The sequence below is a fragment of the Herbaspirillum rhizosphaerae genome, from assembly GCF_001189965.1.
Classification (GTDB): domain Bacteria; phylum Pseudomonadota; class Gammaproteobacteria; order Burkholderiales; family Burkholderiaceae_D; genus Herbaspirillum; species Herbaspirillum rhizosphaerae.
The window spans coordinates 70,592-84,266 of the sequence record NZ_LFLU01000009.1; the positions used below are offsets into that span (position 1 = coordinate 70,592).

At 63.3% G+C, this 13,675-nt stretch carries 15 protein-coding genes; 3 read left to right on the forward strand and 12 right to left on the reverse strand.

Annotated elements, in window-relative coordinates:
• Positions 1-69: 69 nt before the first annotated feature.
• Positions 70-981, reverse strand: a complete 912-nt coding sequence (locus AKL25_RS13895) for a LysR family transcriptional regulator (protein ID WP_050478288.1) — start codon at positions 979-981, stop codon at positions 70-72.
• 185 nt (positions 982-1,166) lie between these two features.
• Between AKL25_RS13895 and AKL25_RS13900 the strand changes: the two genes are divergently transcribed.
• On the forward strand, positions 1,167-2,030 hold the full coding sequence (locus AKL25_RS13900; RefSeq protein WP_050478289.1) for an NmrA family NAD(P)-binding protein: 864 nt from the start codon (positions 1,167-1,169) through the stop codon (positions 2,028-2,030).
• A 63-nt stretch (positions 2,031-2,093) separates the two neighbouring features.
• Here the strand turns inward: AKL25_RS13900 and AKL25_RS13905 are convergent, their stop codons facing one another.
• Complete coding sequence (locus AKL25_RS13905; RefSeq protein WP_050478290.1) at positions 2,094-3,041, reverse strand: DMT family transporter; 948 nt, start codon at positions 3,039-3,041, stop codon at positions 2,094-2,096.
• A 166-nt stretch (positions 3,042-3,207) separates the two neighbouring features.
• On the opposite strand from AKL25_RS13905, the gene AKL25_RS13910 reads away from it, so the two are divergent.
• Positions 3,208-4,116: a LysR family transcriptional regulator gene (locus AKL25_RS13910; RefSeq protein WP_050478291.1), complete on the forward strand. Its 909-nt coding sequence runs from the start codon at positions 3,208-3,210 to the stop codon at positions 4,114-4,116.
• Positions 4,117-4,122: 6 nt separating this feature from the next.
• Here the strand turns inward: AKL25_RS13910 and AKL25_RS13915 are convergent, their stop codons facing one another.
• The 7 genes from AKL25_RS13915 to AKL25_RS13945 form a co-directional block, all read right to left on the reverse strand.
• The gene (locus AKL25_RS13915) at positions 4,123-4,530 is read right to left on the reverse strand and encodes an OsmC family protein (protein WP_050478292.1); all 408 of its coding nucleotides are present in this window, start codon (positions 4,528-4,530) and stop codon (positions 4,123-4,125) included.
• A 64-nt stretch (positions 4,531-4,594) separates the two neighbouring features.
• Entirely contained in the window at positions 4,595-5,323 is a 729-nt protein-coding gene (locus tag AKL25_RS13920) for an amino acid ABC transporter ATP-binding protein (protein ID WP_050478390.1), read from the reverse strand.
• 68 nt (positions 5,324-5,391) lie between these two features.
• Positions 5,392-6,159, reverse strand: coding sequence for an amino acid ABC transporter permease (locus tag AKL25_RS13925; RefSeq protein ID WP_050478391.1), 768 nt, complete (start codon positions 6,157-6,159; stop codon positions 5,392-5,394).
• Positions 6,160-6,170: 11 nt separating this feature from the next.
• Positions 6,171-6,869: an amino acid ABC transporter permease gene (locus AKL25_RS13930; protein ID WP_050478293.1), complete on the reverse strand. Its 699-nt coding sequence runs from the start codon at positions 6,867-6,869 to the stop codon at positions 6,171-6,173.
• 104 nt (positions 6,870-6,973) lie between these two features.
• The gene (locus AKL25_RS13935) at positions 6,974-7,801 is read right to left on the reverse strand and encodes an ABC transporter substrate-binding protein (protein WP_050478294.1); all 828 of its coding nucleotides are present in this window, start codon (positions 7,799-7,801) and stop codon (positions 6,974-6,976) included.
• A 51-nt stretch (positions 7,802-7,852) separates the two neighbouring features.
• The gene (locus tag AKL25_RS13940; RefSeq protein ID WP_420840713.1) at positions 7,853-9,076 is read right to left on the reverse strand and encodes a pyridoxal phosphate-dependent aminotransferase; all 1,224 of its coding nucleotides are present in this window, start codon (positions 9,074-9,076) and stop codon (positions 7,853-7,855) included.
• 56 nt (positions 9,077-9,132) lie between these two features.
• Positions 9,133-9,798: an RraA family protein gene (locus AKL25_RS13945; RefSeq protein WP_050478296.1), complete on the reverse strand. Its 666-nt coding sequence runs from the start codon at positions 9,796-9,798 to the stop codon at positions 9,133-9,135.
• 166 nt (positions 9,799-9,964) lie between these two features.
• Between AKL25_RS13945 and AKL25_RS13950 the strand changes: the two genes are divergently transcribed.
• Entirely contained in the window at positions 9,965-10,915 is a 951-nt protein-coding gene (locus AKL25_RS13950) for a LysR family transcriptional regulator (protein WP_050478297.1), read from the forward strand.
• A gap of 56 nt (positions 10,916-10,971) precedes the next feature.
• Here the strand turns inward: AKL25_RS13950 and AKL25_RS13955 are convergent, their stop codons facing one another.
• The 3 genes from AKL25_RS13955 to AKL25_RS13965 form a co-directional block, all read right to left on the reverse strand.
• Positions 10,972-11,736: an SDR family NAD(P)-dependent oxidoreductase gene (locus AKL25_RS13955; RefSeq protein WP_050478298.1), complete on the reverse strand. Its 765-nt coding sequence runs from the start codon at positions 11,734-11,736 to the stop codon at positions 10,972-10,974.
• 31 nt (positions 11,737-11,767) lie between these two features.
• Complete coding sequence (locus AKL25_RS13960; protein ID WP_050478299.1) at positions 11,768-12,913, reverse strand: NADH:flavin oxidoreductase/NADH oxidase; 1,146 nt, start codon at positions 12,911-12,913, stop codon at positions 11,768-11,770.
• 165 nt (positions 12,914-13,078) lie between these two features.
• Positions 13,079-13,675: an NADPH-dependent F420 reductase gene (locus tag AKL25_RS13965; protein ID WP_050478300.1), complete on the reverse strand. Its 597-nt coding sequence runs from the start codon at positions 13,673-13,675 to the stop codon at positions 13,079-13,081.

The following is a 13,675-nucleotide window of genomic DNA, read 5'->3' on the forward strand; positions in this document are numbered from 1 at the left end:
CCGTTATGCTGTGGAAGCAATCCTGTTTTTAGAGAGAATACGCGGTTTATGTCCGGTTTTCGCGCTTTGTCAGGCCTGTTGTTGTACAACCGTACTCAGAAACTCCAGGAACACCCGCGTCTTGGCCGGCACGTGATGGCGCGAAGGGTAGAGCGCATACAGCGGGTAGCGCTCGTCCGGCCAGTCGGGGAAGAGGTCGACCATGCTGCCGTCGGCCAGGAAACCTGCCGAACCGATATCCATCATCTGCGCGATGCCGTAGCCGGCCAGGCAGGTGCTCCACAGCGTGCCGGCATCGTTGAGCGTGAGCTGGCCGGTGGGGTGCAGTTCCAGCTTCTTGCGGCCGCGGTGGAATTCCCATGAAAACGGCCGGCCGCTTTCCGGTTCGCGGAACAGGATGCAGACGTGGCCCTTTTCCAGATCCTGCGGCGTCGCCGGGCGGCCATGGCGTTCGAGGTAAGACGGCGCCGCCACCGTGATGATGCGCGAGTCGGACAGCTTGCGCGCCACCAGCGTCGACGGCTTGGGATGGCCGAAGCGCAGCGCCAGGTCGAAGCCGTCGCCGATCATGTCGCCGAGACGGTCGCGCGTGACCAGGTCCAACTCCAGCTGCGGATGGCGTTCCAGAAAATTGCCCAACTGCGGTCCCAGCAACAGCCGCGAAAAGAACGGGTCGATATTGATGCGCAAACGTCCGCGCACGGTCCTGACGCCTTCGGAGGCGGCGGTGGCCGCGTCTTCCAGCCCGGCCAGCAACGGCTGCACCTGTTCATAGAAGCGGCGGCCTTCGTCGGTCAGCGTCACCGAGCGCGTGGTGCGGTCGAACAGGCGGATGCCGAGCCGCGTCTCCAGCCGGGCCACGGCGCGGCTCACGCCCGGCGGCGACATGTTGAGGATGTCCGCCGCCGCGGCAAAGCTGCCGCCGTCGACGATGGCGACCAGTACGCTCATGCCGTTCAGGGTGCGTTCGTCAAAGCTCATACCGATTCTCCCATTGATATCTCGCGGCTATTGTCCGGCATGCATGCCGGCATCATTAGTGACATTTCAGCACTTATGAAATGCCATTGATGCTATCGCAAAACCTGTCGCCAGGCCCGAGAATCCACTCCAACCAGCAGTTTGCTGCGTGTTTATTTCAACGTTGAAATCATCAGGAGAAAGCCATGTTTGCCATCACAGGAATTACCGGTCAGGTCGGCGGCGTTGTCGCCCGTCAATTATTGAATCAGAAAAAATCGGTGCGCGCCGTTGTGCGCGACGCCGCCAAGGGCGCAGCGTGGGCAGCGCAGGGATGCGACCTGGCTCTGGCCGCAGTGGAAGACAGCGCCGCGCTGGAGCGCGCCTTCACCGGCATGGAAGGCGTTTTCATCTTACTGCCGCCGACCTTCGACCCGAGCGAAGGCTATCCGGAAGCGCGCGCCGCCATCGCTTCCATCAAGGCGGCCTTGCTCGCGGCCAAGCCGGGCAAGGTGGTCTGCCTGTCGACCATCGGTGCGCGCGCCACGCAGACCAATTTGCTCAATCAGCTCGGCCTGCTGGAAGAAGCCTTGAGCGATTTGCCGCTGCCGGTGGCCTTCCTGCGTGCCGGCTGGTTCATGGAAAACGCCGTCTGGGATGTGGCGCCGGCGCGCGAAGGCGTGATCCCCAGCTACCTGCAACCACTGGACAAGCCGGTGCCCATGGTGGCGACCGCCGACGTCGGCAGTGTGGCGGCGGAACTGCTGCTGGAACAATGGAGCGGCATACGCATCGTCGAGCTGGAGGGGCCGAAACGCATCACTCCGCTGGAGATCGCCGCCTGTTTCGGCAAGCTGCTGGGACGTGAGGTGAAAACGGAAGCCGTGCCGCGCTTCACCTGGGACGACGTATTCCGCTCGCAGGGCATGCGCAATCCCTTGCCGCGCATGCAGATGCTGGACGGTTTCAACGAAGGCTGGATCGATTTTGCATCGGGCCGCGACGGCACGCGCAAGGGCGTGGTCGGGTTGGAAACGGTGTTGCAGGGTTTGATCGAACGCGCTGCCTAGTACTTGTATCTTGCTGCGGCTGATCGAGGGGGGACAGATCAGCCGCAGCGTTTCATCGCCTCTTCATTTGGCTTTTCCTCCGCCGCGCTGACCCCAGGCCACACCGATCAGGACCAGCGCACCGGCCAGCGCATGATAGGCGTGCAGCTGTTCGTCCAGCAGCGCCCATGCCGCCAGCGCCACCAGCAGCGGAATCAGGTTGGCGAACAAGGCGCTGCGCGGGGCGCCCAGATGCTTGATCGCGTTCATCCACATGAAGGGCGCGCCGATCGAGGCCAAGAGGCCCGCATACATCACCATCGGCAGGTTCTGCATGGTCAGCGGCGAAGCCGGCGCCGCCAGCCAGAACGGCAGCAGGATCAGGCTGCCGAACGCCGCCTGCACATACAGCTGCACCCAGGTCGACAGCGGCAGCGCCCAGCGTTTCAGCAGCACGCCGTAGAAGGCGTTGGAGGTCACCGCAATCAGCATGAGCGCGTCGCCGATATGCACGCCGCCGTTGAACAGCCGCGCCGGATCGCCGTGCGAACTCAGCACCGCCAGGCCCAGCAGCGACAACACGCCGCCGGCGATACGCGCCGACGACAGGCGCTCGCCGGCGAACAGGCTGCTCAGGCAGGCCGAGACCAGCGGCATCAGCGCCACCGTCACGCCCATGTTGACCGCCGACGTGGTGCGCGCCGCTTCATACGCCAGCCCCTGGTACATCGCCATGCCCAGCGCGCCGAGCAGCAGCAGGCGCGGCCAGTGAGCCGCAACCACCGCGCGCTGCCGCCATGCTTCGCGCCCGAGGAAGGGCGTCATCACCAGCACCGCCAGCATCCAGCGATAGAAAGCGATGGCGGCCGGTTCGATTGCGGTGGACGCAGCCTTGGTGATGATGGTGTTGCCGCTCCAGATGCAGACCGCCGCCAGCGGAAAGAGATAGAAGCGGATGCCGCCGGCGGGCGCCGATGTGGCCGATGTTGCAGATGTTGCGGATGGCGCAAGTGAAGAAGTGTTGTTCGACATGATGACTCCTTGAGGTTTTGCACTATCCTGCGGTATTGCTATGCATGCATAAAGTGATATTGTTGCAGTTCATCAGTGCAATCTGTGAAGTAGTCAACACGGCATGCACCCCGCAACAATTCTTTTTTGCCGATACCGCAAACCATCACCCGCAGGAGCAACCGTCATGCGCGATCTCGATTTCAACATGGTGCTCGACCTCGAAGCCTTGCTGCGTGAAGGCAGCGTGGTCGGTGCGGCCAAACGCCTGCATCTGAGTGCGCCGGCCATGAGCCGCCGCCTCGCCAATTTGCGCGAGGCGGTCGGCGATCAGCTGTTCGTCCCGGCCGGACGCGGGCTGGTGCCGACCCAGCGCGCGCTGGAGCTGCGCGAAAAGATCGACGCCCTCGCTGAACAGATGCGCAAGGTGTTCATGACCGATGAGGTTGATCTGTCGACGGTGGAGCGCACGCTGGTGTTGCGCACCAACGACGGCTTCGCCGGCGCCTGGGCCGCGCGCCTGGCGCAACGGGTCGCGCAGGAAGCGCCCGGCATCACGCTGCGCTTTTCGCCGCGCGCCGACAAGCACGTCGGCGTCTTGCGCGACGGCCTGGTCGACCTGGAGATCGGGGCCTTGCATCCGGGAGACGATGACATGGCGGAAGAGCTGCACAACCAGGTGCTGTTCAGGACGCCCTTCGTCGGCGTGGTGCGCGCCGGCCATCCGCTGGCGCGCAAGAAGGTCAGCCTCACCGGTTTCATCGCGTGGCCGCATATTGCGGCTTCGCGCACCGGCAGCGACAGCGGTCCGATCGACGATGCGCTGGCGGCGCGCGGCATGCGGCGCAAGGTCAGGCTGGTGGCGCCGGGATTTCAGTCGGCGGTGATGATGGCGGCGTCCTCAGACATGATCGCCGCCGCGCCCGCGAGGTTTGCACGCTGGGCCACGGAGCATCTGGACTTGCACGTTTTTCCGCTGCCGCTGGCGACGCCGGAAGTGGAAGTCTCGCAAAGCTGGCACCCGCGCCGCCATGCCGACCCCGTGCACAAATGGGTGCGCGGGCTGGTGCGGGACTTGTGCAGTGGGCCGGACTGACAAAGCTCAGGCCAGCGTGGTGGTGACTTCGGTCTTGACGCTGGTCATCAGTTTTTGCACCGGGCATTTCTCGGCCACGGCCAGCAACTCCTGGCGCTGCGCGTCGGTAAGGTCGCCGCTCAGGCTGATCGCCGCCGCCAGGCGATAGGTGCCTTGCCGCTCTTCGCTGTTGTCGCGCGTGATGGCGACCTGGATGTCTTCCACCGGGATGTTCTTGCGCTTGGCGTACCACACCAGCGTCAGCGCCTTGCAGGCGCCGAGCGCGGCATCGTACAGATCATGCGGATTGGGGCCGGCGTCGTCGCCGCCTTCTTCCACCGCGCCGTCAACCGAGATGAGGTGGTTGCGCACGTGCACGACGTGACGCATGGCGAGCGACTGGTCGCGCTTGATTTCGATGGCTGGACTGGACATGGGCGTTCCTTGCAGTGGGAAAAGAACGCTCAATGTAGCGCGTTTTGCCGTGCGCGTCTGCGGGTCAGTGCGCGCGCAAATCCGACAGGAATTTTTGCGCACGGAGGCTTTGCGGACGCAGGAAAAAATCCTCAGGCGCGCCGGTCTCGACGATACGCCCCTGATCCATGAACCACACGCGGTCGGCGACTTCGCGCGCGAAGCCCATTTCATGCGTGACGCAGATCATGGTCATGCCGTCGCGCGCAAGTTGCTTCATTACTTGTAAAACCTCACCGACCATTTCCGGATCGAGCGCGGAAGTCGGTTCGTCGAACAGCATCGCCGGCGGATCCATGGCCAGTGCCCGCGCGATCGCCACACGCTGCTGTTGTCCGCCGGACAATTGACCGGGATAGGATTCGGCCTTGCTGGCCAGGCCGACACGCTCCAGCAGTTCCAAAGCACGCACCCGCGCCTCGCTGCGTTTGCTGCCGCGCACATTGACCGGCGCCATGACGATGTTGTCCAGCACCGACAGGTGCGGGAACAGGTTGAAGCTCTGGAACACAAAACCCACGCGGGCGCGGAAGCGATTCAGATTCAGTTTTGGCGCATGCACATCCTGGCCGTCGAACACGATCTTGCCCTTCTGGATGTCTTCCAGCCGGTTGACGGTGCGGATCAGGGTCGACTTGCCCGAGCCCGAGGGACCGCATACCACCACCACTTCGCCCTTGGCGACGCTGGCGTTGACGTCGGCCAGCGCGTGATAGGCGCCGTACCATTTGTTGACCTGATCGAAGCTGATCATGCTGTTTGTACTGTCTGTGGCAGTGTTGCCGGAGAATGTCGTCATGGTGTCGATTCCATTGAGATTGATCAGGCCGCGGTGGTCGCCGCGACCGTGTTGTTGCCTGCGTCGTTGGCGACGCTCGCTGCTGCGGTGCGCGGTCCGCCGCTGCGGCGTCGGGCGATGCGGCGCTCCAGCCAGCGCGCGAATTGCGTCAGCAGCGAGCACAGCACGAAGTAGATCAGCGCCAGCATCACGAATACCGGGAAGGGTTTGGTCAGCAGGGTGCTGTTGATCTGGTTGGCGGCGAAGGTCAGTTCGTTGACGCTGATGACATAGCCCAGCGAGGTTTCCTTGATGGTCGAGACGAACTGGCTGATCATGGCCGGCAGCATGTTGTAGAGCGCCTGCGGCAGTACGATCTTGAACATGGTCTGCAGATAGCTCATGCCGAGCGCGCGCGATGCTTCGACCTGGCCTTTGGGCAAGCCCTCGATGCCGGCGCGGATCACTTCGGCCAGATACGCGGCTTCATAGATCACCACCGTCACCAGCATCGTCGTGAAGCCGGAAATGGTGGTGCCGATCAGCAGCGGTACAAAGAAGTACACCCAGAAAATGAACATCACCAGCGGCACGCCGCGCACCGTATAGATGATGGCGATGGCCGGCGCGCGCAGGATCGCCAGCGGGCTCACGCGTCCCAGCGCCAGCAGCACGCTCACCGGAAAGGCCAGCAGCAGGCCGGCCACGGAAAGGATCAGCGTGATCGCCAGGCCGCCGAGCGGGCCGTTGGGATACTGGCCGATCAGCAGCAGCGTCCAGTTGTCGCGCAGGATATGAAAGATGTCGATGATCACGATGGTCCTCAGCGCGTCTTGATGCGGTAACGGTTTTCCAGCATCGCGCCGCCGGCCATGATCAGCAGCGAAATGCCGAGATAGATCACGGTGGTCAGCAGATAGGTCTCGATGGTGTGGAAGGACTGGCTTTCGATCTCACGCGTGGCGTAGGTCAGTTCGGCCACGCCGACCACCATCGCCAGGCTGGTGTTCTTGAACAGCAGCACGGTGTGGCTGACCAGCGTCGGCAGCGCAATGCGCAAGGCTTGCGGCAGGATCACCAGGCGCGAGGCCTTGAGGTAGGACAGGCCGAGGGCGCGCGCCGCTTCCATCTGCGAACCGGGAATGGCGCGGATGCCGCTGCGCAAGCTTTCAGAGATATAAGCCGACATGCACAGGCCGACCGCGATGACGGCAAACAGGAATTCGCTGTGACGCTGGTTGAACCAGAGCTGCACGCTGTCCGGCAGCAAGGTCGGCACGCCGAAGTACCAGAGAAAAATCTGCACCAGCATCGGCACGTTCTGGTGATACTCGACGAACAGCGCGACGCCGCGCTCGGCCCAGCGATTGCGCGTCATGCGCAGCAGCGCCAGCAGGATGCCGACTGCCATCGCCAGGATCCAGGCGTAGCCGGTCAGCTGCAGCATGGTGCTGATGCCTTCGATGATGAGGCGCGGATAGTCCTCGCGCAACAGCACCGAAAAATCCAGTTTGGTACTCATACAATTCCTTCCCCAATTGCGTTGCTGCCGCCTGGCCGGATGATCCGGGACAGGCGGCAGCGCAGATCGTCATCCCTGCTGTTCAATCCTTGCTTACGTCTTGCTCAACCCTTGATCGGTTCGATCTTGAAGCCGCGTTGCAATTTGTATGCCGTGTTGGGGCCGAGCCACTTGTCGAAGACCTGTTTGGCTTCGCCGGTCTTCTCCATGTTTTCGAGCACGCCGTTGACGTGCTTGATCAGGCCCGGCTCTTCCTTGCGCATGCCGACGCCCCAGTATTCGTTCATCAGCGCCGGTTCCAGGATGTCGATCGGCGAGCTGTCTTCAGTCTGCTGCTTGAACTTGACCAGCATCAGCTCGGACACGGCGAAACCTTCCACCTTGCCTTGCTGCATCGCCAGGAAAGCCGCCGGCGGATCCTGGAAGGTGGTGGTCGACGCCGTCGGCAGGGACTTGCGCACGCCCAGTTCCGAGGTCGAACCCTTGGTCGCGCTGACGCGTTTGCCGGCCAGGTCGTTCAGGCTCTTGTAGCCGGAAGCGCGGCGCGCGGCGACCTTTTGCAGGCTGGCGTAGTAGCCGTCGCTGTAGGCGATCTGCTCGGCGCGTTCCGGCGTCCAGCCGAGATTGGCGATGACGATGTCGACGCGGTTCTGTTGCAGCTCGGGAATACGCGCCGCTACCGAAATCATCTTCAGCTCCAGCTTGACGTTGAGGCTCTTGGCGATGGCTTTACAGAAGTCGACGTCGTAGCCCTGGATTTCGCGCGTCGACGGATTGGGAAAGCTGAACGGTTCCGCTGTACCCAGCGTACCGCAGATCAGCGTGCCTTTTTGCTTGATGTCGGCGAGCTGGTCGGCGCTGGCGGAAACGCTGAGCGTCATCAGGACTGCGGTCGTGAGCGCTGCAATGGCGGACTGCTTGAATGTGAACATGATCTCTCCCGTGGTATTAGTGAAATTGCTGAGACAAATTATTGAGACAGGTTATTGAGACGTCAGCTGAGGTACAAGCTGAAATACAGCATCGCGCAAGTGCCGGCAACCCGATTCGATCTGTTCGATCGAGGTCGCAAACGACATGCGCAAATAGGAAGGCTGGCCATAGGATGCGCCATCGATGGTGGCGACGCCGGCCTGCTCAAGAAAATACATCATGACATCGACGTCGTCGGCCAGTGTCGCACCTTGCGGCGTCTGTCTGCCGATCAGGCCTGCGACATTGACGAAGACGTAGAAAGCGCCGTCGGGCGGCAGGCAGCCCAGGCCGGGAATGCCGTTGATCAGCGCCACGATGGCGTCGCGCCGCTTGCTGAACAGATCGCGTCCCTGCAGCACGCATTGCTGCGGTCCGGACAAGGCGGTAACGGCGGCTGCCTGGCTGACGGCGCTCGGGCAGGTGGTGCTTTGCGACATCAGCAGCGCCAGCGCCTTCATCAGCGCCAGCGGTCCGGCGCCGTAACCGATGCGCCAGCCGGTCATCGCGTAGGCCTTCGACACGCCGTTGACCACCAGCGTGCGGGTCTTCAGCGCAGGGGCGATTTGCAGCGGCGAAAGATGCTGCGCGTCGCCGTAGACGAAGTGTTCGTAGATCTCGTCGGTCATCAGCCATACCTGCGGATGGCGCAGCAGCACGGCGCAGATGGCGTTCAGTTCGTCGGCCGTGTACACCGCGCCGCTAGGATTATTGGGCGTATTGAGCACCAGCCAGCGGGTGCGCGCGGTGATCGCCGCTTCCAGCGCCGCAGCGGTCAGCTTGAAACCGCTGACGGCGTCGCAGCTGACGATGACCGGCGTGCCGCCGTTGATGGCCACCATGTCCGGATACGACACCCAGTACGGTGTGGGGATGATGACCTCGTCGCCGTCGTTGAGCGTGGCGGCGAAGGCGTTGTAGATGATGTGCTTGGCGCCGTTGCCGACCACGATCTCGTCGATGCCGTAGCGCAGATGGTTTTCGCGTTCCAGCTTGGCGGCAATGGCCTTGCGCAATGCCGGCGTGCCGGTCGAGCCGGTATAGCGTGTGTGGCCCGATTGCAGCGCATCGACGCCGGCGGCGACGATGTGCGCCGGCGTCGGGAAGTCAGGCTCGCCGATGGTGAAATCGATGATGTTGCGGCCGGCGGCGCGCAGGGCGTCGACGCGGGCTTTGGCGGCCATGCTCGGCGAGGGTTTGACGGCAGAAAGGCGGTCTGCCAGAAGCTTGTCCAATTGCGGCTCCAGTGAAAGAGAAAAGAAAAAGAGGGGACCAACAGGGAAAAACTGAACTACAGGCCGAACGGCTGCAAGACCTTGCTCAGCCAGGCCTGCTCGACCTTGCCGTTGGCGATCTCGGCCTTGATGGCGTCTTCCATGGCGGCGGTCTGCCGGGCGGCGGCGATCAGCGCGTCGGCCTGATCGGGGGCAAAAGACACCACGCCGTCTTCGTCGCCGACGATCAGGTCGCCCGGACGAATCACCTGGCCGCCGATGCTGACCGGCACATTGACCTGGCCGGGGCCGTTCTTGTAGGGACCGCGATGGCCGATGGCGCGCGCATAGCAGGGAAAATCGGCGGCGTGGAAAGCGGCGCTGTCGCGCACCGCGGCATCGATCACGAAACCGGCGCAGCCGCGCTGCTGGGCGTACAACATGATCAGTTCGCCCACCAGCGCGTTGCTGGTATCGCCGCCGCCATCCACCACCAGCACATGGCCGGGCGACATCATCATCAGCGCCTTGTAGATCAGCAGGTTGTCGCCGGGACGGGTCTTGACGGTGAAGGCGGTGCCGACCAGCTTGCGCTGCGGATGCAGACGCTGCAGGCCGCGCACGCCCGACAGGCGTTGCAGGTTATCGCTCAGGTGCGACACCACCAGTCCGTGCAGCGCATCCAGCATGGAGGCCGGGGCGACTGCGGGTGCAGGGTGGATGACATAGGGGGATGCAGACATGTGAAGATCTCCTCAGGCTCACGTTTTGTTTTGTACCTACTCGTTAGCTTGATAATAGGAGCGTCAAAAAACTAAAAAAAGCGATATTTAATGATCAATTTGCATCTCTTTTAGGAATACAATCGGCTTATTGCACCATCTCAATGCACTTCACTCCTGCGCTCCCATGTTCTCCTTCAAACAGCTCGAAGCCCTGTACTGGATCGCCACCCTGGGCGGCTTTGCGGCTGCCGCGCGCAAGCTCAACACCACGCAGTCGGCGGTGTCCAAGCGCATCAAGGAATTGGAAAGCAGTTTCGACACGGCCTTGTTCGACCGCGACCTGCGGCAGGCGCGGCTGACGGAAAAAGGCGAGGAGTTGCTGATGGTGGCCAAGCGTCTGCTGGAGCAGCGCGACGCCGCTGTCGAACAGTTCAGCAAACCGGAAGTGGTGGAGCGCCGCCTGCGCATCGGCGTCACCGAACTGACCGCAATGACCTGGCTGCCGCGCCTCGTGAAGCAGGTGCGCGAGCACTATCCCAAGGTGGTGATCGAGCCGGACGTGGATCTGAGCGTGAGCCTGCGCGACAAGCTGCTGGCCGACGAGATCGACGCCATCATCGTGCCGGACGCCTTCGCCGAATCGCGCTTCTCGGTGCTGCCGATGGGCAAGGTCAAGAGCGTGTGGATGGCCAAGCCGGGCCTGCTGCCTGACACACGCGTACTGCGCATGCATGAGCTGGCGCAGTACACGATCCTGACGCAGGGCGACAAGTCGGGCACCGGCATCATCTACGACCGCTGGTTCAAGTCGCAGGTGGTGTCGCCGTCCAATTCCATCAGCTGCAGCAGCCTGGTGGCGCTGATCGGCCTGACGGTGTCCGGCATGGGCGTGAGTTACCTGCCGCATCTGTGCCTGCGCTCGCTGGTCGAACGCGGCGCGCTGGAGGTGGTCGAAACCACTCCCGCCTTGCCGGAAATCCCCTACGTCGCGCTCTACCGCGGCGAACGCAAGAGCAACTTCATCTCGTCGATCCTGATGCTGGCGCAGGAATGCTGCGAGTTTTCAGACCTGTTCCAGATCGAGGACGAAGTGGCCGGTATCGGCCAGGTGCATGCGGGCGCGTCGCCGTTCTGAACGGCAGCGGTCGGGCGACGCGGCCTGGTTCAGGCTGCTCGGGCTGCTCAGGCCGCTCAGGCGGTCTTCCCGCCATTGACGCGGATGATTTCACCGGTCAGGAACGGCACCTTGTCCGAGGCGACGAAGACGATCATTTCCGCAATTTCTTCCGGTGTGCCGATGCGCTTCATCGGTACGCCTTCGACAAAGCTTTTCTTGCCGCCGTCGTCGCCGGCGATGCGGTTGAACATCTCGGTCTGCACCGGACCGGGCGCCACCGCATTGACGCGCACACCGAACGGCGCCGCCTCCAGCGCCACCGCCTTGGTCATGCCTTCGACCGCGTGTTTGCTGGCGGTGTAGAGCGATGCGTTGACGGCCCCCTTGACGCCCATGGTCGACGACAGGTTGACGATGCTGCCCGATCCCTGCGACTTCATCACGCGCAAGGCGTGCTTCATGGTCAGGAAGCTGCCCAGCACGTTGACGTCGAAGACGGCGTGATAGCTGTCCGTGTCGTGTTCGGCGATCGGCACGAAGCGGCCATCGAAGCCTGCATTGTTGACGACGGCGTCGACCCGGCCGAAATGGCTGACGGTTTCGTCGAGCAGGTTCCCCACTTTCGCTTCGTGGCGCACGTCGGCCTGGATGAATCTGGCGCTTGCGCCCAATACTTCCAGCTCGGCGACCAGTGCATCGCCGGCTTTCTTCTGGCGGCCCGATACCACGACCCGATAGCCGGCGCGGGCAAACGCAAATGCCGTCGCGCGGCCGATGCCGGCCAGCGCGCCGGTGACGATGGCCACCGGCGCCTGGTTTTGTTCCGAATGATTGTTCATGTCGTTTCCTGTTTTTTTAACGATGAGGTATTCAGCGCGCGCCGTAGTGCGTATCGCGAAACAGCGCGGCATGTCCTGCCGGAGGTGCGCGCCAGTATGGTTGCGGCGCTTCCACGCTGGCGCCGAGTGCGGCGGCGGCATGCCAGCCCCAGCGCGGGTTGTAGAGCATGGCGCGCGCGAGTGCGACGTAATCGGCCTGGCCGTCGGCGAGGATGTCTTCCGCTTGTTGCGCTTCGGTAATCAGGCCGACGGCGATCACCGGCAACTGCGTCGCGCTGCGGATCGCTTTTGCAAACGGCGTTTGATAGCCGGGCGCCGGTACTATCTTCTGCAAGGGCGAGATGCCGCCGGACGACGCCGAGATCCAGTCGACGTCGCGCTCTTTAAGCGCCTGGGCGAAGGCGATGGTCTGTTCGAGATCCCAGCCGCCGTCCACCCAATCGGTCGCCGAGACCTTGACGCCCATCGGCATGCCGGCAGGCAAAACGGTGCGCACGGCGTCGAAGACTTCCAACGGAAAACGCATGCGGTTCTCCAGCGAGCCGCCGTATTCATCGCTGCGGCGATTCGAGATCGGCGAGAGGAACTGGTGCAGCAGGTAGCCGTGGGCGCCGTGCAGTTCGATGCCATCGACGCCGAGCCGCACGGCGCGCTTTGCAGAGGCGATGAAGGCATCGCGAATGCGCGCCATACCGGCATGATCCAGCTCGCGGGGAGGCAGTTCGCCGTCGATCTGTGCCATGGCGGACGGCGCATCGGTGATCCAGCCGCCTTGCTCCAGTGAAATCTGCTTGCCGCCTTTCCATGGTTCGGCGCTGGAGGATTTACGCCCTGCATGGCTGAGCTGGAGGACGAGTTTGGTCGAGGCATAGCGGCGGACGTTCTGGATAACCGCATGCAATGCCGTCTCGTTGTCGTCATTCCACAAGCCGAGATCGCCGGGGGTGATGCGGCCGCCGGCTTCCACGGCTGTCGCTTCGATAAAGATGGCTCCCGCCCCCGAGAACGCGAGGCTGCCGTAGTGAGTCTGATGCCATCCATGCGCGTTGCCGTCTTCGGCGACGTACTGGCACATGGGCGAGACCACGAGACGGTTGGACAAAGGCATCGCTCGCAGCGAGGATGTCGAGAAAAGTTTGCTCGCGGCCGTTTCGGCCGGCGCGGAGGAGGTGGGCATGACAGTTCCGTATCTGGTTGGAGGACAGCGGCGTGTTCAACGCCGCCGGTGCCACCAATATAGGACGCCGCCTCAACAAGAAAAATAGCCCGCAGTTCTCAACATATCGGACATGGATTCCGCAATCTGATTGAACTTGCAGAGAATCAACAGGGGCGGTCCGGATCAGCCGAACTTCACCAGATTCAGCGCCGGCAGAGGACCGCCGGGAAATTGCGCCGCCCGGCCTTCGTTCACGCCGCCGAGATCGATGGGCGCAAAGCCCAGGCGCGTGATCAGATCGCTGACCGTCTTCTTGGCATCGGCGTCGTCGCCGGACAGGAACAGCACGCGGCGGCCGCCTTCCGCTTGCGGATCGCCGGCCAGCACGGCGGCAAGCAGGTGGTTGAAGGATTTGACCACGCGCGCGCCGGGCGCAAACTCCGCCACCGCTTCGCTGGAGGCGCGGCCACCCAGGTCGACGGCCTTGAATGTTGCTGCATCGACGGCGTTGTTGGCGTCGATCAGGATGCGCTGGTTCCACGGACCGGCGTCCTTGAGCGCGTCGGGAATGCGGCCCCAGTTCACGGCCAGGAAGACCAGGTCGGCCTGCGCCGCTTCCTTGACGCTGACGGCCTTGATCTTGGGGCCGAGTTCGTCGGTCAGCGCCTGCAGCGATTGCGGACCGCGGCTGTTGGCGATGGAGGCGGCGATGCCGTTGCGGGCGAGTTGGCGGGCGATGGCAGTGCCGATGGCGCCGGCGCCGATGATGGCGATGTTCAT